The organism is Sinorhizobium sp. M4_45, from assembly GCF_002885915.1.
Taxonomy (GTDB): domain Bacteria; phylum Pseudomonadota; class Alphaproteobacteria; order Rhizobiales; family Rhizobiaceae; genus Sinorhizobium; species Sinorhizobium meliloti_A.
Map to the genome: position 1 here is coordinate 105,793 of NZ_NWVE01000010.1, position 21,210 is coordinate 127,002.

Annotated in this window: 20 protein-coding genes and 5 pseudogenes; 8 read left to right on the top strand and 17 right to left on the bottom strand. The window is 60.7% G+C overall.

Annotation, left to right across the window (positions count from 1 at the left end):
* Nucleotides 1–52: 52 nt before the first annotated feature.
* Nucleotides 53–794, top strand: a pseudogene (locus tag CN933_RS24530) (FAD-dependent monooxygenase); the annotation flags it as partial.
* Nucleotides 795–824: 30 nt separating this feature from the next.
* Here the strand turns inward: CN933_RS24530 and CN933_RS31620 are convergent.
* From CN933_RS31620 to CN933_RS24545, 3 genes are read right to left on the bottom strand one after another with little or no spacing between them, the layout of a single operon-like run.
* A complete protein-coding gene (locus tag CN933_RS31620) occupies nucleotides 825–1,007 on the bottom strand; it encodes a hypothetical protein (protein WP_180980812.1) in 183 nt (60 codons plus the stop codon).
* Nucleotides 1,008–1,053: 46 nt separating this feature from the next.
* On the bottom strand, nucleotides 1,054–1,326 hold the full coding sequence (locus CN933_RS24540) for a type II toxin-antitoxin system RelE/ParE family toxin (RefSeq protein ID WP_180980808.1): 273 nt from the start codon (nucleotides 1,324–1,326) through the stop codon (nucleotides 1,054–1,056).
* Entirely contained in the window at nucleotides 1,326–1,586 is a 261-nt protein-coding gene (locus tag CN933_RS24545; RefSeq protein ID WP_102762697.1) for a CopG family ribbon-helix-helix protein, read from the bottom strand. Before CN933_RS24545 ends, CN933_RS24540 begins: the two co-directional genes overlap by 1 nt.
* A gap of 440 nt (nucleotides 1,587–2,026) precedes the next feature.
* On the opposite strand from CN933_RS24545, the gene CN933_RS24550 reads away from it, so the two are divergent.
* A complete protein-coding gene (locus CN933_RS24550) occupies nucleotides 2,027–2,347 on the top strand; it encodes a hypothetical protein (RefSeq protein ID WP_102762698.1) in 321 nt (106 codons plus the stop codon).
* 482 nt (nucleotides 2,348–2,829) lie between these two features.
* Here CN933_RS24550 and CN933_RS31990 read toward each other — a convergent pair whose 3' ends face one another.
* Together CN933_RS31990 and CN933_RS31995 are read right to left on the bottom strand one after the other, a co-directional pair.
* Nucleotides 2,830–3,327 carry a DEAD/DEAH box helicase gene (locus CN933_RS31990; RefSeq protein ID WP_245425150.1) on the bottom strand — a complete coding sequence of 166 codons (498 nt, stop codon included), beginning with the start codon at nucleotides 3,325–3,327 and terminating at the stop codon, nucleotides 2,830–2,832.
* A 90-nt stretch (nucleotides 3,328–3,417) separates the two neighbouring features.
* Nucleotides 3,418–3,864, bottom strand: a complete 447-nt coding sequence (locus tag CN933_RS31995; RefSeq protein WP_245425152.1) for a DEAD/DEAH box helicase — start codon at nucleotides 3,862–3,864, stop codon at nucleotides 3,418–3,420.
* A 36-nt stretch (nucleotides 3,865–3,900) separates the two neighbouring features.
* On the opposite strand from CN933_RS31995, the pseudogene CN933_RS24565 reads away from it, so the two are divergent.
* Nucleotides 3,901–4,197, top strand: a pseudogene (locus CN933_RS24565) (nucleotidyl transferase AbiEii/AbiGii toxin family protein); the annotation flags it as partial.
* A 265-nt stretch (nucleotides 4,198–4,462) separates the two neighbouring features.
* Here CN933_RS24565 and CN933_RS24570 read toward each other — a convergent pair.
* Nucleotides 4,463–5,359, bottom strand: a complete 897-nt coding sequence (locus tag CN933_RS24570; protein WP_102762701.1) for a LysR family transcriptional regulator — start codon at nucleotides 5,357–5,359, stop codon at nucleotides 4,463–4,465.
* A 105-nt stretch (nucleotides 5,360–5,464) separates the two neighbouring features.
* On the opposite strand from CN933_RS24570, the gene CN933_RS24575 reads away from it, so the two are divergent.
* Entirely contained in the window at nucleotides 5,465–6,469 is a 1,005-nt protein-coding gene (locus CN933_RS24575; protein WP_102762702.1) for an NADP-dependent oxidoreductase, read from the top strand.
* A gap of 205 nt (nucleotides 6,470–6,674) precedes the next feature.
* Here CN933_RS24575 and CN933_RS24580 read toward each other — a convergent pair whose 3' ends face one another.
* Both CN933_RS24580 and CN933_RS31630 read right to left on the bottom strand, forming a co-directional pair.
* Nucleotides 6,675–7,910: an MFS transporter gene (locus tag CN933_RS24580; RefSeq protein WP_102762703.1), complete on the bottom strand. Its 1,236-nt coding sequence runs from the start codon at nucleotides 7,908–7,910 to the stop codon at nucleotides 6,675–6,677.
* Between the two features lie 25 nt (nucleotides 7,911–7,935).
* Nucleotides 7,936–8,705, bottom strand: a pseudogene (locus CN933_RS31630) (SulP family inorganic anion transporter); the annotation flags it as partial.
* 109 nt (nucleotides 8,706–8,814) lie between these two features.
* Here CN933_RS31630 and CN933_RS24590 point away from each other — a divergent pair.
* Nucleotides 8,815–9,709, top strand: a pseudogene (locus CN933_RS24590) (LysR substrate-binding domain-containing protein).
* 596 nt (nucleotides 9,710–10,305) lie between these two features.
* Here the strand turns inward: CN933_RS24590 and CN933_RS24600 are convergent.
* Both CN933_RS24600 and CN933_RS24605 read right to left on the bottom strand, forming a co-directional pair.
* The gene (locus CN933_RS24600) at nucleotides 10,306–10,869 is read right to left on the bottom strand and encodes a hypothetical protein (protein WP_102762705.1); all 564 of its coding nucleotides are present in this window, start codon (nucleotides 10,867–10,869) and stop codon (nucleotides 10,306–10,308) included.
* A gap of 92 nt (nucleotides 10,870–10,961) precedes the next feature.
* Nucleotides 10,962–12,944 (bottom strand): alkyl/aryl-sulfatase, encoded by a 1,983-nt coding sequence (locus CN933_RS24605; protein WP_102762706.1) that lies wholly within the window; start codon nucleotides 12,942–12,944, stop codon nucleotides 10,962–10,964.
* Nucleotides 12,945–13,546: 602 nt separating this feature from the next.
* Between CN933_RS24605 and CN933_RS32000 the strand changes: the two genes are divergently transcribed.
* The 3 genes from CN933_RS32000 (at nucleotide 13,547) to CN933_RS32285 (ending at nucleotide 17,142) form a co-directional block, all read left to right on the top strand.
* Nucleotides 13,547–16,177 (top strand): autotransporter family protein, encoded by a 2,631-nt coding sequence (locus CN933_RS32000; RefSeq protein WP_245425154.1) that lies wholly within the window; start codon nucleotides 13,547–13,549, stop codon nucleotides 16,175–16,177.
* A gap of 9 nt (nucleotides 16,178–16,186) precedes the next feature.
* Nucleotides 16,187–16,915: a DUF6065 family protein gene (locus CN933_RS24615; protein WP_102762707.1), complete on the top strand. Its 729-nt coding sequence runs from the start codon at nucleotides 16,187–16,189 to the stop codon at nucleotides 16,913–16,915.
* Nucleotides 16,916–17,016: 101 nt separating this feature from the next.
* Nucleotides 17,017–17,142 (top strand): hypothetical protein, encoded by a 126-nt coding sequence (locus tag CN933_RS32285; RefSeq protein WP_268815841.1) that lies wholly within the window; start codon nucleotides 17,017–17,019, stop codon nucleotides 17,140–17,142.
* Between the two features lie 218 nt (nucleotides 17,143–17,360).
* Here CN933_RS32285 and CN933_RS32005 read toward each other — a convergent pair.
* The 7 genes and pseudogenes from CN933_RS32005 to CN933_RS24640 form a co-directional block, all read right to left on the bottom strand.
* Nucleotides 17,361–17,530 (bottom strand): annotated as a pseudogene (locus CN933_RS32005) (transcriptional regulator); the annotation flags it as partial.
* Between the two features lie 529 nt (nucleotides 17,531–18,059).
* Entirely contained in the window at nucleotides 18,060–18,227 is a 168-nt protein-coding gene (locus CN933_RS32010) for a sulfatase-like hydrolase/transferase (protein ID WP_245425156.1), read from the bottom strand.
* 27 nt (nucleotides 18,228–18,254) lie between these two features.
* Nucleotides 18,255–18,422 (bottom strand): hypothetical protein, encoded by a 168-nt coding sequence (locus CN933_RS32015; RefSeq protein WP_245425158.1) that lies wholly within the window; start codon nucleotides 18,420–18,422, stop codon nucleotides 18,255–18,257.
* Nucleotides 18,398–18,772: a hypothetical protein gene (locus CN933_RS32020; RefSeq protein ID WP_245425160.1), complete on the bottom strand. Its 375-nt coding sequence runs from the start codon at nucleotides 18,770–18,772 to the stop codon at nucleotides 18,398–18,400. The genes CN933_RS32015 and CN933_RS32020 overlap by 25 nt, the downstream gene beginning before the upstream one ends.
* Before the next feature lie 331 nt (nucleotides 18,773–19,103).
* The gene (locus tag CN933_RS24630) at nucleotides 19,104–19,556 is read right to left on the bottom strand and encodes a DUF6130 family protein (protein ID WP_102762708.1); all 453 of its coding nucleotides are present in this window, start codon (nucleotides 19,554–19,556) and stop codon (nucleotides 19,104–19,106) included.
* Nucleotides 19,557–19,649: 93 nt separating this feature from the next.
* Complete coding sequence (locus tag CN933_RS24635) at nucleotides 19,650–20,057, bottom strand: organic hydroperoxide resistance protein (RefSeq protein WP_018098555.1); 408 nt, start codon at nucleotides 20,055–20,057, stop codon at nucleotides 19,650–19,652.
* A gap of 21 nt (nucleotides 20,058–20,078) precedes the next feature.
* On the bottom strand, nucleotides 20,079–20,873 hold the full coding sequence (locus CN933_RS24640) for an SDR family NAD(P)-dependent oxidoreductase (protein WP_018098556.1): 795 nt from the start codon (nucleotides 20,871–20,873) through the stop codon (nucleotides 20,079–20,081).
* Nucleotides 20,874–21,210 lie beyond the last annotated feature (337 nt).

Consider the following 21,210-nt stretch of genomic DNA (forward strand, 5'->3'; position numbering starts at 1 on the left):
AAGACATTTCGATGAAGTTTGAATTCATCAAAATGTCGCGTGGCTTGGACTTATGCTCGCGTGCGAGCTGACGCTGGCCGGAATCGATGTTGCCATTGTCGAGCGTCGCGGCACTCCGGACGTTGTGGCGTCGCGTGCGTGCGGTCTCCATTCCCGCAACATTGAGGTTTTTGATCAGGGGGCATCGCTGACCGGTTCCTCTCGGAAGGACAGGTGGCCCAGGTCAGGTCCGCCGCGGCCAAGCTCGACATTAGCGACTTCCCGACCAGGTACCCCTACGGGCTCGGTCGATGGCAGAACCACATTGAGCGGATACTTGCGGGCAGGGACGACAAGCTAGACGTCACGATATATTGCGGAAGTGCGGTATCGGACTTTGCTCAGGACGACATCGGCGTAGAAGGGTCAATCGCTTCGGGCCGAATACCTCGTCGGGCGTGATGGTGGGCGCAGCCTTGTTCGGAAGATAGTAGGGATTGAGTTCCCTGGATGGGAATCGACGACAAGCAGCGTTATCGCAGAGGTCGAAATGCCCCCGATGGGCACTCACCATACTTCTCTTGGCATCCACTCGTTCGGCAGGTTGGAGTATGAGAGCCGTGATGGCGAGATTGTCTATGAGGACGAAGGGCCGGTACGCGTTCTAGTACCCGAACGGCATGTCCGCGGCGGCTGGCTAGCCCACCCTGTGCGAAGTGAGCGCCGCGCTCATCGCCGCGTGCGGAACCGACTTCGGGGCGCACAGCCTCACATGGATATCTCGGTTCACCGACATGGCCAGGCAAGCGGCATCCTAACCAACGCCGGCGGCTACCTGCGTGATCTCACGCGAAGGCGGCACGCGGCGAGTTTTTGCTCGGGCCAATGCTGATGGCGGTGATGCGGGCGAACGGCGCCCCGGGACCGCTAGGCTCCGTATCGTCCGCTAGGTCTTTGCGCCATTGCAGATGGTTTCCAGCGTCGAACTCTTCGGCGCGGCGCAGGATCGCATCCTCGCCGATTGTCACAGGACAGTTTCCCTTTGCCACAAGAACGCCTTTCCGTTTGCACCTCCTAACGGTCTTCACGCGTATGCCAAAGCCGCAGCACGTAGATCGACTGCCGGATCTCATACCGTATTTCGTAATGGCCAACGAGAATTCGCCGAACCTCTCGCGGGTCGAATTCCTCCAGCCGTTCGCCGATACGCGATTGTTCGAGCAGGCGTGCTGGAGCGCTCGTCAACGATTGCACAGTACGAGCCGCAGCTTGCCGATTTACCGATGCCAGGAAATCATAGAGGCGCCCAAGATCGGCGACTGCCTTACTCGTCCACTCAAGCTCAATCACATCGGCAAGGATAGCGGCTTGTCACTATCAAGACTGTCGGCCCAGGCCTGGACGGCCTGGTGATCGATAACGCGGCCAGCGTCGACGTCGGCAAGCGCTTCCAGCGTCAAGCGTCGGCGCTCCTCTTCCTGGTCGACCCAAGCGGTCAGCGCCTGCTTGACGATCCACCCGCGCGAGCGCTCAAGCCGGGCCGCGATCTGATCGACTTTCTCGGCGAGCGGCAGGGGTACGTGCGCCGTCAGCACCTTCGTTTCCATGTTTGGCTCCTGTCGATTCATTTTCAATCACAATGATTATTATTGAAGCGAAATCAAGGGTTGGGGCGCTGCCCGGACATCGCTTGGGACAGGCTCCATCTTGAGGATCCGCCTCAGAGTAGCATCAAAGGTGCCACAAACGGCAAAAACCGGCTAAATCGATCACTACGATACTTGAATACTATCGGTAGTGATCGGGCACGGAATTCGGCGTCCGGACGACAGAAAGATGAGCCGAGTTAGATTCCGTTTGCGAAATGAAATGAAATCATACGGTCAATTCTTCATGAATTGCCCGGGCTGCCGCTAGGCAGGGGGGTACGTGGGGCAAAGGATGGCGGCGCCGAAACTCAGCTGGTTGATGATGTTGTGGGTAGCTGTTGATCCGCATTGCATTCGTCGAATTTCGGAGTGACGATCGTCCGGAATGGAGGCCCAGGATGCACGGGATCAACCTTGACGCCTTGAACGAAGCAGAGCTGATTGAATTGCACGACGCGGTCGTCGATCGGCTGCACGTTCTACATCAGCAGAAGACGACGCATGCTTTGCTTGAACTGGCGATCGGCGAGCGCGTGATGTTCGAAGACAATAACGGCCAGACGCAGGCCGGAATCGTCATCCGTCGAAACCGCAAAACGGTGACGGTGCACGGCGACAACGGCCGGCAATGGAACGTCTCGCCGCAGCTCTTGCGAAAGGAAAAAAGAGCAGGCGCCGCGCAAGGCGGCAATCTCGTGCCATTTTCGCGGAAGGGGTGACCGTCAGGCGGTGCATGCCACAGGTCGGCCAGCGGCGGTACTTTTGACCCGCCGGTTTCTGGACCAAGGAGGGGATCACCGAGATAGTGGCAAACGCGAGCTGGGCAGGTCTTCGTTAGGCCCAGCATGACACCGCGAGGCAATGCGGCCGTCGCGGCTGAGGGTGCCGCCGGAGATCTTGCGCCTGGTGATGAAGGTCCGCAGTCCGTACTCGGAAGCATTGGTCTCCGGATCCGTCGCTTTCTCCATCCCACTTGGTCGAAGGGCGGGCGGGACGGCAGCTCCTTCAAACAGGCGATTTAGTCGCGCAGGGGCCTATTTTCGGCCTTCAGCTTGTCGGCGTCGGCCTCGAGCGCGTTCAGGCTTTGAGCTTGCCGCTTTCAATTGGAGCAGTCACAATTCTGAAGTTGCGGCTTCACGGGGGGAAGATGGGGAGGGGTCGCTGTGAACCGGCCAGGGGCACTCCGCTCCGCGCAGGGCGCCTACTCGATCATGTAGCCCAGCGCCCGATAACCCGCGCGACGCTTCGCAGCCATCCGGGCCAGAACCGGCACGGTGTTATCGACATAGTCAACGACCAGGACATCTTTCTTGCCATCATGCAGGCGATGCAGACGACCGACATACTGTGCCAGGGTTCCCTTCCAGGCGATCGGCATTGTCAAGAACAGCGTGTCGAGCCGGGCGTCATCAAAGCCTTCGCCGATGTAGCGGCCTGTCGCAATTATCAGGCGCTCCTGGTCATCGGAGACTCGCAAAGCCGCATTCGCCAGTTTTCGGTCGCTCGCCGACATGCCGCCGCGCAGTACCACGAGATTCTTCACGAAAGGCGCGAAGCGCTGCTGAAGATAATCGAGATGGTCTTTCCGCTCGGTCAGCACGACAGGGGAACGCTTCGCCTTCAGCGAATTCAGCACATCATCGAAGATGAGATCGTTCCGCCCGCTGTCCTGCGCCAAAGCCGCATAGATCGCGGGCATGGAAGGGCGCTCGACCGAAGCCAGGGGCGGCGGCAATTCAAACTTCGTTGCACGATCGCGAGCGCAATGGCGAATGCCGCGTTCGGCGGCTTAAACTCTTGCATCAACCCGATGGCGAACAGGGCCGCATTGCATGAAGATAATGGGATGATGCCCGTCCTTGCGGGCGACGGTCGCGGATAGACCCACCACGTATCGCGCCTTCGACCGGCGAGCGACAAGCTCAAAGCTTGCGGCGGACAGATGATGGCATTCGTCGACGATCAAATGGCCATAATCGGCGACAAGGTCGGCAACGTCCCCGTTGCGGACAAGACTTTGGATGAGCGCCACATCGATGACGCCGGTCGGCTTTCTCTTCCCACCGCCGATAATGCCGATCTGTTTCGGGTCGATATTCAGAAAGGAACTGAGACGCGCGACCCATTGATCGAGCAGTCCCCGCCGGTGGACAAAGATAAGCGAGTTTCGGGCCCGATGCGCAATGAGCGCTGCGGCGACAACGGTTTTGCCGAAGGCGGTCGTCGCCGCGAGCACAAACTTATCAATCGTTTTGTCTCCTGGACAAGTCGTAGCCGGATGAAGGACTTTTACGACATCTGGATTTTCAGCAGGTCCTTTGATTTCGATGATGACAGGCTGGCGCGCGCAATCGCCGCCACCTTCGAGCGCCGCGAAACGCCGATCCCAGAAGACCTACTACCGGATGCTTTGACGGATGCTTTTGCTAAGGACGAGCAAAAGCAACGGCAATGGCCCGCTTTTGTCGAAGGCGTTGCGCACAATCCGGGGGATCTGACGAGTGTCATCGCGGAGATTGCCGCGTTCCTGATGCCGCACGCTATTGCAGCCGCGAACCTGGGAAAATAATGAGCTTGGCGTCAGACCTTCAGTCTGCGTCGAGATGTCGCCTGCTCGATGGCAATGACAGGGTCAGCAGTTCGCATCCGATCAACTGTCCAGTGTCGGATGGCGGGGTCTCACGTTCTGCTCCCGTAAAGGCGAGGGATAGGAGCCGACATCCCGGCTGGGGGCGTGTCGCCCGCTTCCGATCGTCACAGCAGGGTGGTAGGCAGTCGCTCGCTGGGCCAGCGCCATTGGCCGAAATGCGCCAGAAGGAGACGTCATTCGGGTTTCATCCGTTATCCACGCCGCTGAAAACCTCGACTAGATAGTCGACGAACACCCTGATCTTCTGCGGAGTGTGACGCCGCTGGGCGTAGAAGGCGAAGATCGGCTGCTCGACGGCTTCATGGTCCGGCAGCAGCCGCACCAGGCGGTTCTCCGCAATGTCCTGGGCGACCATGAAATCCGGCAGCAGTGAATAACCGCATGCGGTGATGCACGCGTTTCTCACAGCGCGGGCCGAGTTCATCGTCAGATGCTGGGGAACCTCAAAATCAATGATCTTGCCTCCGCGGGAAAACCGATGTGAGCGCCCCCACGCGCCGCTGACTTGAGTGACCGACGGCCAGAATTCGAGTTCGTCCAAGGTCTTCGGCGTCCCATGCCGCTCGCAGAACGTCGGCGACGCGACAAACACGATCCTTTGGGTGGAAATCCTCTGAGCAATCAACGACGAGTCCCTCAACGGCCCAACCCGGATCGCGACGTCGAAATGTTCGCCGATGAGATCAACCAACCGATTGCCGAGGTCGATCGAGATGTCGAGCTGTGGGAAACGCAGGCTGAACTCGGGCATGGCAGGTGCGAGGCATTCGTTACCGAACGCCGTGACACAGGAGACGCGCAACTGGCCGCGAGGGGTTTTGTGGCGCTCGCGGACCGCACTCCGCATCAGATCGAGCTCCTCCAGGAGCCCTGCGCTCTTCTGCACGAACTCGGTTCCGGCATCCGTCAGGTTGATCTGCCGGGTGGTGCGGTTGAAGAGACGCACGCCGAGATCGGCCTCAAGCTCGGCCACGATTCGGCTTACCGAGGGGGCAGAAAGGTGCAGGTTCCGACCTGCAGCGGAAAAGCTTCGGTGCCGAGCGACTGCAACGGCGACCCTCATGGCCTCGACCATATCCATCGACCATTCTTCCGGAATTCAAAACGATGTTTCTCTCGCGGCACCGATTAACACGGAAACCAGATACATGCATCAATGCGAGCAGCGTTCATTTTGGAGAGAGAAATGGTCACCAATCCGAGCTGGATACTCAGGAGCTACCCCGCCGCCATGCCGACATTGAAAACCTGGGAGCTGGAAGATTGTGCGATCCCCGAGGCGGCAGGCGGCGAATTGCTAGTGAAAACCCTCTGGCTTTCAGTTGACCCCTATATGCGAGGCCGGATCAGCCCGGCGAAGAACTACGCCGCTGGCTTCAAGCTCGGCGATCTCATGCGCGGCGGCGGAATTGGTGAGGTCATCATTTCCGAATCTCCGGGTTTCAGGTCGGGCGACATCGTGATGAGCGACCACTTCGGCTGGCAGCCGTTCAGCGTCATCCCCGCCGCAGCGGCAAAGCCTGTGAAAACGGCGGATGCTCCGATCCAGTCTGCGTTAAGCTATCTTGGGATGCCGGGTCTCACCGCCTACTTCGCCCTTCTCAAGACTGGACGTCCGAAAACAGGCGAGACAGTACTGATTTCCGCGGCCTCTGGTGCAGTGGGGCAGATTGCGGGACAGATCGCACGGATCAAGGGATTTGATCCCGTCGCCGTTGCGGGCTCGGACGAGAAGCTGGAATGGTGCAGGGAGCTTGGATACCGGGCGGGCGTTAACCACCGGACCTCGACCGATCTCGTGGCGGACGTCGCTGCCACATGTCCGACAGGCGTGGACGTCTTTATCGACAATACTGCCGGACCCATCCACGATGCGGCGATGCTGAACCTCAACACCTTTGGCAGGGTCGTGGTGGTCGGGACGATCGCCTTGGCCGACCGCTTCGATCAGCCTGACATAGGCCTAAGGCATCTCAGGCGAACACTGATCACCCGTGCACGGATCGAAGGCTTCTTGCTTGACGACCACGAGGCCGAAAACGAGACTGCGCTTGCCGATCTGCTGTCGTGGTACAAACAGGGCCTGCTTCAGACGCGAGAGGATGTCGCAGAAGGCATCGAGACCGTGCCCCATGCATTCGTCCGGATGCTGAAGGGGGAGAACTTCGGAAAGCAGTTGGTCAGGCTTTGATGTGAGCTTCATAACAACCGCTCTTACTGAGTTGTCTTCTTTGGCTCAATCGTGCCCTCCTTAGTGTCCGTCGGCTACGGCGCGAAAGGCTCGGTTTTTACGCGTTCACCACCGTGCCAGAATGGTGATCAGCGCCGAAAATTCAAAGTGCCTGACTTCGGCTGAGCGTTCGATCGCGAACGTCATGACGACTGTGGAATAGCTGCTAACGCGTCGCTGCGATCAAAACGGACGCGTTGCGGATCAGGACCCGTTCCCTCACAAGGAGCATGACTATTATCCCTCCCAGGCAGTAGGCTCCCATCCCGGCGATCTGCCAAGGGTAGGGAACGCCGACATCAATCAGGAATCCGGTGAGACCCGGCCCCATGGCGGTGGCAAACACGATAAGGGCCACGATGATTGCCCGGATGCCGCCGAGATGTTGCAGCCCATACATTTCCGGCCACAGCGCCCCGAAGAGCGTCGATGACGAGCCGAGCGACATTCCGAGCAGTGTCATGAATGCGAAGGCGCTCCACTGTTCGTCGACAAACGCGAGCATGAAGCAGGCGGCCGCCAGCGGCAGGAGGTAGTAAGGCAGGATCTGCACGGCGCTGAACCGGTCGATGAGATAGCCGGACAGCAGCGACGACAGCACGGTCACCGTCGAGGACACGATAAATGCGCTGGCGAAGACCTCAAGTGACCAGCCGCGAAGCTCGACCAGATAAACCTGATGGAAAAAGATGGTGGTGGCGATGAACCCCGGGGCAAGGACACCAGCAAGCGCCATCCAGAACAGAGGATCGCGCAGCACTTCCGCGCGCGTCCAGTCTCTTGCGGCCGAACGCCGCTCCGGGCCATCGTTCGGACTCGGTGTGCGCTCGATCCTCAGAAGGAAATAGATGACCGGCAGTCCGACGACCAGAATGAAGGCGGACGCGATGAACCACATCGACCGCCAACCGACCAGGGGCGCGAGCGCCACAAACGCCAGCGGGAACAACGCCTCGCCGGCCTGATTGCCGAGGCTTGCCAACGACACCGCCCTGCCTCGTTGGGCCGAGAACCAGCGCCCCATCGCGGTCATCGCATTATGCGTCATCATGCCTTGGCCAAAGAGCCGCAGCAGATAGATCGTGGCAAACAGCCAGAGCCAATGCGACGCAAGCCCCATCGACATTGCGGCGACGGCGAGCAGCGGGAGCGTGAGTAGGAGAACCACGCGAGCGCTGGCGTGGTCGACGATCCGTCCAAGCTGAGGCAGCGTCAGAGCACTCAGCAGAGTCGCGCCCATGTAGATGGAGCCGAAGGCGCCATGGCTGAGGCCGAATTCCCGCCGGATGTCTCCGGCCGAGAGCGATATGAAGAAGGTCTGTCCAAAGGACGAAAAGAAGCACAGCAGGAACCCACCTGCCAGCCAGCGGCTGTTTCTGATCAGAAAGGTCGTGGATGGCATGCGGGTCCTGTCTGCGGAAGTCTGCTCAGTGGGCGGTCAGTGCTGCGCCCTCGCTTTTATCATCCACGGCAAAGCGGTCTAGCATATGCACGCTTGCCTCGTTGAGGCCGATGACTTCGACGGCCACGCCATGGCGGCGATATTTGAGGACGACCTTGTCGAGGGCGCCAACGGCGGTGATATCCCAGAGATGCGCCTCGCTGACGTCAGTGACCACTTTCTCCAGCGGCTCGGAGAATCGAAGGCCGCGACAAAGGCCTCGGTCGAGGCGAAGAAGATCTGGCCGTCGACATGATAGGTGCGCAGCTTGCCGCCCTGATCGAGCCTCGAGCGGACATGGAAGAGGCGAGCGACCTTGCCGGCGAAGAATACGCCCGACAGAAGGACGCCGACCAATACGCCCTTCGCGAGATCGTGCGTTCCGACGGTGGTGACGACCGTTGCCAGCATCACCACGGAGGAGGGCAGGGGATTGCGCCCGAGATCGAGGATCGAGCGCCAGGAGAAGGTGCCGATCGGCACCATGATCATCACCGCCACGAGCGCGGCCATCGGAATGATGCGGACAAGGTCGTCGAGAACGAGGATGAGGAAGAGCAGGAAGGCGCCGGCGACGAAAGTCGATAGCCGGCCGCGGCCGCCGGAGGTGACGTTGATGACAGACTGCCCGATCATGGCGCAGCCGCCCATGCCCCCGATGTGACCGGACGCGATGTTGCTCGCGCCCTAGCCGATGCATTCCCGGCTCTTGTTCCTCGTTGTGTCGGTCATGTCGTCGACGATCTGGGCCGTCAGCGTCTCCAATGCCGTCGGCGTTGGGATTGCCTGTTGCCGTTGAAGGTATCACTGCCATGCCGACCTCAGAAGGTTGCGATTTCTGACGCAACGTCCTAACAGTAGAACGATGAAAGACCTCAACGATCTCTACTACTTCGTCCAGGTGGCCGACCACGGACGCCGCTGCCGCGCGCGCTAACGACATTCAGAAGTCGAAGCTCAGCCGACGCATCCAGCAATTGGAAGAACGGCTGGGTGTGCGACTGTTGAACCGGTCTTCCCGCCGGTGACCGAGATCGGACGCGAATACTATGATCGCTGTGCCGCCATGCTGATCGAGGCCGAGGCCGCCGACCAGGTGATCGCGCAAGTCCGCTCCGAGCCGCGCGGCATCGTCCGCGTGAGTTGCCCGGTGGCGCTGATCAACTTCCAGTTCGGGGAGCTGTTCGCACGTTTTCTTACTGCCTATCCGGCTGTGGAAATCCATCTGGAAAGCACCAACCGGCGCGTCGACGTGATCGCCGAAGGTTTCGACATCGCCATCCCGTCCGCTTCCGCCGCTCGAGCCGATCGATCTGGTCATGCGCAGGCTCGACGCCAGCACCCAATGCCTTGTCGCCAGCCCCGCCTTCGTTGCCCGTCGATCCATAACTTCGCCCGCCGATCTGCACGACGATACCCAGCGTGACCCGCGGGCCGCCGCGACGGGATCATCAATGGCAGCTCGAACATGCCGAGGACCAGACTGCGACTGTCCCGCATGACCCACGGCTGGTCAGTGACGACATGGCAGCCCTGTGCGACGCGGCGCTTGCCGGGGTGGGAATAGTGTCGCTGCCGATGATGATGGTTTGGCGGCAGGTCGAAGCGGGCCAGCTCGTTCACGTTCTGCCGGACTGGCGCCCGCCCGCCGGCATCATCCATGCCGTTTTCCCTTCGCGCCGTGGCTGCTGCCTTCAGTGCGGACACTGGTTGATTTCCTGGCGGCGGAATGCGCCGAGGCGAGGAAGCGGGCTTTGTAGCCACTCAAAGGTTCAGCGGATGAAAATCATTGCAGGGCTAGGCTGACCATTCTTGGGGGACACCGCAAGGGCAGCGGGGCAGGGCTTCGAAAGCCCACCGTGCCGTGGATGGCTGCCGCAATCTGCCGGCAGCAACTCTCGGCCAGAGCAACGCAGGTCAGGAGGGAGAACTCAGCCGTCGAGCATTGCGCCATATCCCGGATGTTTCGCAGCAAAGGCTGCCACGAACGGGCATTTTGCGATAACACGAACGCCTCGTGCATGCAGAAGCCCGAACACGCCCGGGCGAGGCGACTGCCGACGCCCTGGCCGGAAAGCGCCTGCGGAACTTCGATGTGGGTCAGAACGATCCGGCTGTGTTCCTCGCGTGCGATATCGACGGTGGCTTCCAGTTCGCATGCAGCGCAGAGGCGATGCGCGTTACAAATTTGGGTTAGAACGGGCTCCCCTCCAAACATGCCGCTTGGATAACTTCTCAAGCGGCTGTGGGACAGAAGCCTTCTCCCGGCAGGCGTGGCGGAGCAACAGTGTCTGTCTTCGGTAGTTCCAAGGCGCTGCGCCTTGCTTGGTCAAGGCTGCCGGACAGAGCGATGCGATTAGAGCGAACCGCTGTCAATGGCCGCCTGAAGGAGTGCATGGGTTCTGCCGTCGCGGTCCTGCAAAATCTGAAGCAGACCTTGATTGACCGCAACATCAAAAGTCAATTGTTCTGAAAACAGCGCCCTCAGCACGCTCTCGTCGGTAAGAACAATGGGCTCGCCCTGAACCGGGCCATCGACATGAATGTTTACTTTAGTCCGACCCGGTTGCGCGGTGAAGTCACTCCAGAGGCGTGATCGTACGAACAAAACTGCAAAGCGACGGCTTCCTGTGTCGCCCAAATCGGCCGTACGATTTGCGACGCCTCGCTCTAGCCGTCTCAGCTGTTCTACAGCTTCTCGATACCCCTGCCCAAAGAGTGTGGCGGAACGCGCAGTCGTGATCCGGTCATCCAGAATGCCGCGCTCTCCCGCGTGATAAATGGCTGACGCCACGGCCACCGATCCCGGGTGAGCGACGTTAAAGGTGGAACTGTCCAGGGAAGAATGATAGCCGCAGGCCAATGCCGCATGAGCGTTCACGGTCAACATGATGCTCACGATCACAGGGGTTGGCTGCATAGGACCGTTTCCACGTATCTTGGCGAGATCATACCCCCGGTGCACGCTGTTCTCCTCGTACCGTACTCGGCACGAGGAGAACTTTGTTTCCGTCAAGGCGTCACAATATTAAACCAGAACTCGAAGTTGTCGAGCATGGATACAAGTTGCCCGAGCTTGGCGTTGTCCCCGGTCACCTTGATGCTGCCGTCAGCGACCGCCTTCTCCAGCGTCGTCTCGCCGAGGACTATTCCGTTCAAGCTGTCGCGCGTGAGGGTGATCGTGGCATCGGCATTGTCGGCCTGCTGGCCCGCCGTGTTGTTGAGCACCCCGTTCTCGAGTTGGAGCAGATATTTTCCGTCCTCCTCGCCGAAATCGAAATTGAGCGTCAGTTTGGTATCGCCGGCCTTCTCACTGTTTAGCCGCACACCGAGGTAGTCGAAGAACAGATCGAGCGACATCGCGCGCACGGTGTCCGGGCTCGCAGTGTTCGGTGTCGGTAGCTCGGTCACGCCGTCGCGCAGTTCCTTGGCACCCGTGAGATAGAAGTTGCGCCAGGGCCCAGACTCGGCTTGGTAGCCCAACTGCTCCAAGGCGTCGGCTGTCAGGTTTTTGGCGTCCTGGTTATTGGGATCGGCGAACACGACATGGTTCGCGACCTGTGCCACCCAGCGATACTCGCCCTGTTCATAGGACTTCCTCGCTTTCTCCAGCACTGCGTCCGCGCCGCCCATGAACTCGACATACTTCTTGCTGGCCTCCGCCGGCGGCAACTCGTGCAATGTCGACGGATTGCCGTCGAACCAGCCGAGATAGAGCACATAGGTTGCCGCCACGTCGTGATAGACCGAGCCGTAATAACCGCGGTTTGCCCAGAACTTGGCAAGGCTGTCGGGCAGTTTGAATGCCTCGGCGATCTCCCGCATCGTCATGCCCTGGTTCACCATATGCAGGGTCTGATCGTTGATGTAGCGGTAGAGGTCACGCTGTTTGGAGAGCAGTTCTTTGACGTTGTCGTTGCCCCACGTCGGCCAGTGGTGCTGCGCGAAGATGATCTCCGCTTCGTCGCCCCACATCGTCAGCGCCTGGTTCAGGTACTTCGACCACGGCAGCGGCTCGCGTATCTTCGCACCGCGCAGGGAATAGGTGTTGTGCAGCGTGTGCGTGGCATCCTCGGACGTCTGGATGGCCTTCTTTTCCTCGATGTACCAGAGCATCTCCGCGGGCGCTTCCGAACCGGGTGCCATCAGGAATTCATAGGTCAGCCCGTCGATGGTCTCCTTCTGACCCGTTTCCGTGACAATGTTGGTTGGCGGGATCAGCGTCACGGTTCCGGCGGACGTGGTCGTGCCGAGACCAGCACCGACCTGCCCCTTCGGATCGGCCTTGAGCAAATTGCCGTACATGTAGCTTGCGCGGCGGCTCATCGCCGTGCCCGCCATCACGTTTTCGGCGACGGCTGCCTCCAGGAAGCCTTCGGGAGCGTAAATCTTGACAGCGCCCGAGGTGACGTCCGCCTCGTCCACGATGCCGCGTACGCCGCCATAATGATCGACGTGGCTGTGCGTGTAGATGACCGCCTTTACAGGCTTGTTGCCCCGATGTTTCCGGTACAAGTCGAGAGCGGCCTTTGCCGTTTCGGACGAGACGAGCGGATCGACGATGGTGATCCCCTCGGTGCCCTCGATGATGGTCATGTTTGAAAGGTCGAAGTTGCGAACTTGGTAAAGTCCCTCCGTGACCTCGAACAGACCGCTGATATTGATGAGTTGCGATTGCCGCCAAAGGCTGGGATTTACGGTCGCGGGAGCTTCGGCTCCCTCGGTTATGAAGCTGTACTGCTGCGGGTTCCAGATCGCGTTGCCGCCCTGACCTTGGATCATTTCGGTCGGCAAGGGAGCAATGAGGCCTCGCTTGGCATCATCAAAGTCGGATGTGTCGTCAAACGGCAATTGGGTGCGCAGGGCGTCGTTTGCGGCGCGCGTTGCCTCCGTCGCGTCCTTTTGGGTCGCCGCGTCCTGCGCATAGGCGGGAATTGTCCCGGCGGCAACGATAGCGATAAGTGAAAGGCTGGATAAATATCTTCCGATATGCATCTCAATACTCCCTGTGTCTGCTCAAGTGACGCTCAAGGCCGCTGAGATTTCTTTTTCGGCAACTCCGCGTTGGAGCACCTTCGGGGCTTGAATTTAGCGGAGCGGCTGTGCAGCGGGTATTGGACCTTGGGGCACCTTTCGTCGAAGGTGCCCTGTGCATTGCCGCTCAACGCCGAACGTTGTTGCGTGAGCCGTGATTATCGTTTCCGCGGTGCTGTAGCCCAACTCCGACTCCGAGTGGGGAATCAGTCAGCTCGAAGCAGCGTTTGAAGCACTGGATCGATCATTCGTGGAAGGAGGTTCGACCTTCCTCGACCCAAGAGTTGCTGATCCGTAAGCTATTCGTTGGCAAACACCAACTGGGTTGAAAGGGCACATGCTCGTCCAGCAGGAATATGCCCCAAGGTCCAATTTCGACAGTATCGCGTTTTCGCTAGATTGAGCCGCAACAATCATCAATCGGTTGAAACGGAATGGATTTTGATTTTGCCCGCTCCGGCGTTTCGCTTGTTACTGGAAGTCCCGAAGATTTGGGCGCTCCGCCGATTTTAGCAAAAACCGCGCGGCCGCTGCATTTCCGCGGCCTATGCCAAGCGCGTTCGGTGGATACTCCGCTCCGCATCAACCGGGAGCTCAACAAGCTTCTGCTCGGCTCTGTCGCCTCGGCGGCGCTGCTTTGCAGTCTGGCATCCGAAGCCCGCGCGGCCTGCGTGGAAACGAGCTCGGGCGTCTACGACTGTTCGGGAAGCAATCCCGGCTGGCACTCCAATGGATCGGTTTCCGTCAACCTGTTGACCGGCGGCAGCTTTTACAGCGATTCGGAGTTCCAGGGACCTGGCACAAGCGTATTCAACAATGACGGTACCGTGTCGAACAACGTGCACGCGATGCACAATGACCGCTTCACCTTGAACAACAGGAGCTCGATCTCCGGCACGATCTTTCTGCAGGGCTCCGGCTTCAATTTCATCAACAACACGGCGACCGGCAGTGTCCAGAACGGCGTCAACAGCGTCAATGACTCGATCGATTACGTGGTCAATCGCGGCTATTTTGCAGGCTTGATTTCACTCGGCGACGGCAACGACCGACTCGACCTGATCTCCGGAACTCTTGCTTCCGGCGTCGACATGGGCGACGACGACGATTTCTTCGACTGGTCGGGAGGGTTCATTCCGCCTTCGGTGCAGATGGGCCAAGGCATCGATGCCGCGCTTTTCCGCAACCTGACAGAAGATAACCTCAGCGCCGGGAAGATCATTGATGGCGGCCAGGGTGCCGACAGGCTAACCTGGAGCAATTCCTCGAACAGTCACGGCAACGATGCGGGAAACGCCCCGTCCGATCTCATCAACTGGGAAGACATCAGGCTGACCAATGGGTCGGAGATGACTTTCATCTACACCACGACGGTTCTGACGCTGGGCGACTCGGCGACCGGGACCGGGACGCTGTCGATCGACGCGACGAGCGCGGTCCGGGCCGGCAATTCCTTCGGCTATGGCGTCAAAGCCTTCGATCCGGCGCAACTGGTGACGGTCTACAATGCCGGCCTCATCGACATGACGAATGACATGGTGAGTGCCGGTGGCAGCTTGCACGATACGTTCACGGTCTACGGCAACTATGTCGGCCAGCAGGGCGGGCTGCAGTTGCACACGGTGCTCGAAACCGACGATGCGCCCTCGGACAAGCTGGTCATCAGCGGCACGGGCGCGAGCGCTTCGGGCGAAACCTTTATTTTGATCACCAATGTCGGCGGAGAGGGAGCGCTGACGCTCGCCGACGGCATCAGGGTCGTGGATGCCACTGCCGGTGCCACCACCGAGGGCACTGCCTTCACGCTGGGCGCCCCCGTCGCCGCCGGCATTTTCGAATACCAGCTCTATCGCGGCGGTGTGACGAGAGATCCGGAGAACGACGACGACTGGTTCCTGCGCACGGGCGGCGTTTCTCCACCGCCACCACCGCCACCACCGCCGCCACCACCGCCACCACCGCCGCCACCGCCGCCACCGCCGCCGCCGCCACCGCCGCCACCACCGCCACCACCGCCGCCGCCGCCGCCGCCGCCGCCACCACCGCCGCCGCCGCCGCCGCCGCCGCCACCACCGCCACCACCGCCACCACCGCCGCCGCCACCACCGCCGCCGCCGCCACCGCCGCCGCCGCCACCGCCACCACCGCCGCCACCGCCGCCGCCACCACCGCCGCCGCCACCACCGTTGCCGCCACCGCCGGGGCCGCCGCCGATTACGCCGTCGGTCCGGCCGGAAATTCCCGGCTACATCATCACGCCGGCGCTTGCGCAGAAGATGGGCGTCGCCGCCATAGGCACCTTTCACGCGCGGCACGGTGACGAGTTCCTGCTGAACAGTAGCGGGAACCTCCCCGGGGCTTGGGGACGGCTGTTCGGCGAGTCCTTCGACCAAACCTGGTCGTCCAAGATCAGCAGGTTCGAATTCGAGGTCAGTCCGTCCTTCTCGGGAGAGCTATGGGGACTTCAAGCCGGTCAGGATCTGATCGGAGCCCTGCACGGCGACGGAAGCCAGGACCGCGTCGGCCTGTTCTTTGCCTATACCGGCACTTCGGGCTCGAACGGAGGCAATACGCTCGGGAGACTGCAGTTCGAGGTGGGCTCGATCGACCTCCATGCGAATTCGATCGGCGCCTATTGGACGCATATCGGCGCGGACGGCTGGTATGTGGACAGTATAGGAATGTATTCATGGCTCGATGGGGGCTCGAGCTCCGACCGGGGCATCGGGGCCGACACACCCGGGAACTCTGTCGCCTTTTCCATCGAGGCGGGTTACCCGTTCAGGTTCGACAATGGATGGGTGCTCGAACCGCAGGGCCAGCTCATCTGGCAGCACGTCGATCTGGATGACGCGCGGGACCGCTTCACGGGCATCGATTATGAGTCTTTCGGAGCCTGGACGGGCCGCCTCGGCATGAGGCTCGAAGCGAATACCACGATGAATGATGTTCCGGTCCAGCCCTTTGCCAGCGTCAACTTGTGGCATGACTTCGATGCGGACTATAAGGTCTCATTCAACCGGGTTCCGGTCGTAACCGAGCTGGAGCAGACGTCGCTCGAATTGAATGTGGGTATGTCGGCTCAAATGAGCGAGACGGTCAGCATCTATGGCGGTCTGCAGTTCGCAACCGGGCTCGACGATGGCGACAACCGAAGCTACGGGGGCAATGTTGGCCTGCGCATCAAATGGTAGACATTCCGGATGACGAGACTGACCGCCTATGTGATCGACGGACATGAGATGGCCATCCGCCCCGCTCCCCTGGAGCGCGAGTGGATGAACGGGACGAACCAGCGCTTCGCCTATCGCTGCCTGCCCTTGAACATCGCGAATGCGCATGGGTGGGAAATTTTGAACGCGGCCGGTTTTTCCGCGGCATGGGATGGGGGCGAACGGGAGAATGCCGTTCGCATCGAACCGGATCCGGGCACGCATGCGCCCGCCGTCAGCCACTTCGGAAGCGGTACGCTGACCTTTCACATTCCGTGCCTGTTCAAGACGGACAGCGGAACCGACCTGTTCGTGACGGGACCGTTGAACAGGCCGAAGGACGGCATCGCTGCGCTGACGGGTATCATCGAGACGGATTGGTCGCCCTACACATTCACCATGAACTGGCAGTTCACCCGGGCCGGGCATCGGGTTCGCTTCGAACCGGGCGAGCCGATCTGTCACATCTTTCCCGTTTCGCGCGGCGGGCTCGAGGCCGTCACGCCGGAAATGCGCAAACTGTCGGAAAATCCGGAGCTCGAAGGCGAATATAAGGCGTGGTCGGATAGCCGGAACAGCTTCAATGAGGGGCTGAACGATCCGAACTCCGATGCGGTACGGGAGAAGTGGCAGAAGTCGTATTTTCGCGGAGTGTGCCCGTCCGGGCGCAATGGGCCGGAGGATCATCGCAGCCGGTTGAGGCTGAAGCCGTTCGGCTGAGCCATCTGCTACTGGAATCGCATGCGGCTTGGTCACTATGGCTGTACAGCCGCACAAACTGATTGCGCCGGTACGGAGTCCAGGCGAGCGAGGGAGTGGCCATGTTCAATTCACGGGAGAAGATCGCGCTCCTCATCAACGACTATTCGGAAGCGCGCCCATTCCGCGCTGGTGGACGACCAGGAAGCGGCTTCAATCCGGCGGCTGATCGCCTGATCCGACTCTGACTGCGGCGGCAACGTCAGCAGACGCCGGCGAAGGCACGCCAAACAGAAGAGTGCCGCTCCACTCCCGTTCTCCACTCCGCCATCTTTAGCGCAGCGAATCAGCCGGAGGCTTGAACGCGCTATCTCATTGCGCCGAAGAGAAGGCCTGTGGTAAACGGGAGAGGGGCGGCGGCTGCCGCTTTTAATTGCCCGCCAACCGCAAGGTGGTGCGCGCCTTTTCAGCGGCTTTCGCTGTTGCTAGTGACGACAGTGTCGGCCGATGGTTCGCCTGGCGTCATGCGTTTCATGAGCCGGATTAAGTCACGAATGGTGTCGTGCGGTAGAGATTCAACGATCTTGGTGAGCGTCCTGCGGTCTTCGGCTTCTTGCCCCACAGGTGCGGGGCTGTCATCTGCCGCTTGAAGCCTCTCCCATGGTCGCCAGAACTTGATCGATCGAGAAGCTGCCGGGCTTCTGCCTCGGCGGGTATTCCTTGAACGCCTGCAGGAACCTGGCCAGTAAGCCTGCGCCGGGACGAGCACGAACGGATGCTCCACGCGCCAGCGCTCATAGTACATCCCCTCCTCGTCGGCTGTTTCGAACGGATCGGAGTGGAGATTGAACAGCTTTGGAAGGCGCAGTGGCACAAAGGGGCCCTGCCAAACCTCAAGCCCATGCGACCGCTGCTCGGCAAAGACAAGCGCAGTGCAACGAGCGTCCCGTCGTCGACGAAGTAGATGAACTCCTTGCGCGGATCCTTGCCTGTCCCCGGCCAGATAGATGGTGACGTTGTAGCGGTCGAGGTGGACCTTGAAGGTCTTGTCGCCGACCGTATGGCCAGCCAGCAGTTCCCCTTGATTTCCGGATCAGCGGCCGCCGCACAAGCGTGGGTATCCAGTCCTCGTGAGCGACGATCTCGTTGTAGATCGTGCCCGGCTTTATCGTGCCTGCCGGCACGGCGCATGGTACCGATAGCCGCCTTCCCAGTTGGTGTTCTTCTCGCCGCGGAACGGTGACTGGCCGCCGTCCGGCCAAGTGAACTGCTCCGCGCCGTTGTCGGTGGAGTACATGACGATGGTGTTTTCCGCGAAGCCGAGATCGTCCAACGCAGCTCGGCATGCTCGACCATGCCGTCAGGATAGCTGCCGAGGCCGGGTCTTGCCTTGGCTTTCCGCCTTGAGCCGAGTCCAGACATGCATGCGGGTCGAGTTCGACCACAGGAAAAAGGGCTTATCCTGCTCCTTGGCCCGTTTCAGGAAATCGATCGCGGCATCTGTCACCTCCTGGTCGATGGTCTCCATGCGTTTCTTGGTGAGCGGCCCGGTGTTTCAATACGGCCTTCGGCATGGCTATGCAGGACGCCGCGCGGGCCGAACCGTTGGCGAAATTCCGCGTCCTTAGGGTAGTCTGGGTGCTCTGGTTCGTCCTCGGCATTGAGATGGTACAGGGACCCGAAGGACTCGTCGAAGCCATGCGCCGTCGGCAGATGCTCGTCCAGATCGCCGAGATGGTTCTTGCTAAACGGTCCCGTCATGTAGCCGAAGCGTTTTGATAGTTCCGCGAGCGTCGGATCCTCGGGCTGCATGCCTTCTTTATCCCCTCGGAGGATTGAATCACGGCTGCAAAGCGCCAGCAATGACGAGTTTTTCAACAGTATCCGCCGAACGGAGCCGTTCGCCACGAGCCTTGTGCACGGCCTGTTGCGAGCATGTTCACGTCTCCACTAAGGAGATCGCATAATGTATCGAATGGAATGCGTTTTGCTGAACGCGGAAGGCGCGCAGACTTCCCTCATACGGTCATACGGACGGCAGTCAACACAGAGTCTTTCTGCCGGACTCTTGCAAGGATCCACTGGATGGGCGGCATTGTCGCAGAGGTGGACGGTTCAGATCTCTTGTCTGTCTTCGATAAAAGACTCCCAATTGAGCCCGCCGCCCAAGCTAGGCAAAGTGGAACTGGCCACCATGTCAACTGGACGTCTAATGGTGTGAGCCGTCGGTCGCGGGTACGGTGAATTTCACAACCTTTCCGCCGAGCACTTCGTGTTCTGGCGTGGCCATTTCGATGAGCACTTTGTGTTCGCCTGGCGGCAGCCCTGTCAGGACGATTGCGCCGGTGCCGCCTGCATCGGCCCACCGCCATGGCAGATCATCGATGCTGACATGGAGGTGCCCAGCACGCGGGGAGACATCGGTCGCGCCGGCGCCGAAGATGGGCAGGATGCGGAAGTTCTCGGCGCGATAGGGAATGATCGCCACGCCTCTGGTAGTCAGCGGTCTCGCAAGGGGCTGATCCACGAAGAGTCTGGGTGCGGGCTCGTTCTTGATCGGCAGGAACTGTGTGGCTGCATGTTGCGGCGTTTGCGCGTGGCTGGGTGTGCCCGCGGCGAGCAGGAAAGCGGCCGTTGCGAGGGCGGTTGCAATCTTGGTCATGAGAATAAACCCGTGGTAGTCGTGCCGGTCACGACCGAAATATCTCGGGACGCCGGCGCGGTGTTAAGCTGGAGGGCCTTGATCGGACACCGGTCAAACGACGTTGAGCTCGACGGCGATGTTGCCGCGGGTGGCCTTGGAATAGGGGCAGAGCTCGTGGGCGCGCTCGACCAAAGACTTGGCGAGGCCTGCCTCGATGCCCGGCAGCTTCGCATTCAGCCGTGCCTGCAGCACATAGCCATCGTCATTCAAGACCAGTTCGATCTCGGCATTTATCGCAGCGTCGGCCGGCACGCGGAGCTGGCGCTCGGCAGCCGCCTTTCCGATTGCGCCGAGGAAACAGGCGGACCAGCCCGCCGCGAAGAGCTGTTCGGGATTGGTGCCCAGGCCCGAAGAGCCCGGCGGCGACAGTTTGATATCGAGACGCCCGTCGGAACTGCGAGACGCGCCGTCGCGGCCGCCCGTGGTGTTGGTGTTGCCAGTGTAGATGACTTTCGACATTGAGATGTACCTTGTTGATTTTCAGCCGGCGAGATAGCGGGCTGCTGGCCTGTTGGTAGACAGATTTCCGGCCATGGCCTGCCGGGCGGCTTCGTAGACGTCCCACTGCGTGACATCGTGCAGGCTGGGTATGGTGACGAACTCTTTCCGGGAAAGCCCCAGAAGCGCCGCATCGACCAGGGCATCGGCCGGCATCACAATTTCCTCGGGCAGGTGGGCGACGGGCAGACCGGCGGCGTCCCAGAAGTCGGTGGCGGTAGCTCCGGGAAGGACGACCTGAACGTGGACATTGCTACCCTCTAGCTCCTGCCGGAGGCTCTGACTGAAGGCGAGGACAAACGCCTTGCTGCCGCCATAGACCCCGTTCAGCCTTTCGGGCGTGATCGCCACGACCGATGCGATATTGACGATCGTTCCCCGCCCGCGCGCTACGAAGCCGGGGACGGCGGCGTGGGTCAACCGCGTCAGCGCCTCGACATTGAGTGCGATCATCGCGCTCATCGCGTTGGCGTCGGATCGAAGCAACGGCGCGGTCGCTCCCACGCCTGCATTGTTGATCAGTACGGTGATCTCGGCGTTGTCAGCGATCAGGCTGGCGACGCGATTGACGTCACCGGTCAATGTCAGGTCGGCAGTGATGGTCTCGATGGTGCGGCCTGTCTGTTCGCGGATCGAACGCGCGATCCGCTCCAACCGCTCGGCACTTCGGGCGACGAGCACCAGGTCGTAGCCCTGCCGGGCAAGGCGATCGGCATAGAGAGCGCCGATGCCGCTCGAAGCCCCAGTAATGACGGCCGTTCCCAATGTCTCAGGCATGGCATTTCCTTTCAAGTTTGGTGGACGCCGCCCCGACCAATGCGATTGTGGGCTGCGATGGCGGGAAATATGAGCTTGGGAAAACTTGCCCGGTAGCGGGCGAAAACGAGAGTGAGCCTCTCGTTTTGGATCAGCGACGCTTCAGGTAGCGAGTCGCGGGATCGCCGTGACGATGTCGAAAAGCAGTGCGTGTTGGGCAGTTTCGGCTTCCAAGGAAGCGCGCGAGCGCGCCGGGGCGTTCGGCCCGCAGTGAGAGCAGCACGAGATCGTACCCGCGGCCTACGAGGCGGTCGGCCTAGACCAGGCCGATCGCACAGGACGCATCGGGGATCAGAGC

What these genes read in the sequence shown, in the direction of transcription:
- CN933_RS24545 (WP_102762697.1), bottom strand. Translation starts at nt 1,586, where the DNA reads ATGGAAACGAAGGTGCTGACGGCGCACGTACCCCTGCCGCTCGCCGAG.
- CN933_RS24550 (WP_102762698.1), top strand. Translation starts at nt 2,027, where the DNA reads ATGCACGGGATCAACCTTGACGCCTTGAACGAAGCAGAGCTGATTGAA.
- CN933_RS31990 (WP_245425150.1), bottom strand. Translation starts at nt 3,327, where the DNA reads ATGCCCGCGATCTATGCGGCTTTGGCGCAGGACAGCGGGCGGAACGAT.
- CN933_RS24570 (WP_102762701.1), bottom strand. Translation starts at nt 5,359, where the DNA reads ATGGATATGGTCGAGGCCATGAGGGTCGCCGTTGCAGTCGCTCGGCAC.
- CN933_RS24575 (WP_102762702.1), top strand. Translation starts at nt 5,465, where the DNA reads ATGGTCACCAATCCGAGCTGGATACTCAGGAGCTACCCCGCCGCCATG.
- CN933_RS24580 (WP_102762703.1), bottom strand. Translation starts at nt 7,910, where the DNA reads ATGCCATCCACGACCTTTCTGATCAGAAACAGCCGCTGGCTGGCAGGT.
- CN933_RS24600 (WP_102762705.1), bottom strand. Translation starts at nt 10,869, where the DNA reads ATGCAGCCAACCCCTGTGATCGTGAGCATCATGTTGACCGTGAACGCT.
- CN933_RS24605 (WP_102762706.1), bottom strand. Translation starts at nt 12,944, where the DNA reads ATGCATATCGGAAGATATTTATCCAGCCTTTCACTTATCGCTATCGTT.
- CN933_RS24615 (WP_102762707.1), top strand. Translation starts at nt 16,187, where the DNA reads ATGACGAGACTGACCGCCTATGTGATCGACGGACATGAGATGGCCATC.
- CN933_RS32285 (WP_268815841.1), top strand. Translation starts at nt 17,017, where the DNA reads ATGTTCAATTCACGGGAGAAGATCGCGCTCCTCATCAACGACTATTCG.
- CN933_RS32015 (WP_245425158.1), bottom strand. Translation starts at nt 18,422, where the DNA reads ATGGAGACCATCGACCAGGAGGTGACAGATGCCGCGATCGATTTCCTG.
- CN933_RS24630 (WP_102762708.1), bottom strand. Translation starts at nt 19,556, where the DNA reads ATGACCAAGATTGCAACCGCCCTCGCAACGGCCGCTTTCCTGCTCGCC.
- CN933_RS24635 (WP_018098555.1), bottom strand. Translation starts at nt 20,057, where the DNA reads ATGTCGAAAGTCATCTACACTGGCAACACCAACACCACGGGCGGCCGC.
- CN933_RS24640 (WP_018098556.1), bottom strand. Translation starts at nt 20,873, where the DNA reads ATGCCTGAGACATTGGGAACGGCCGTCATTACTGGGGCTTCGAGCGGC.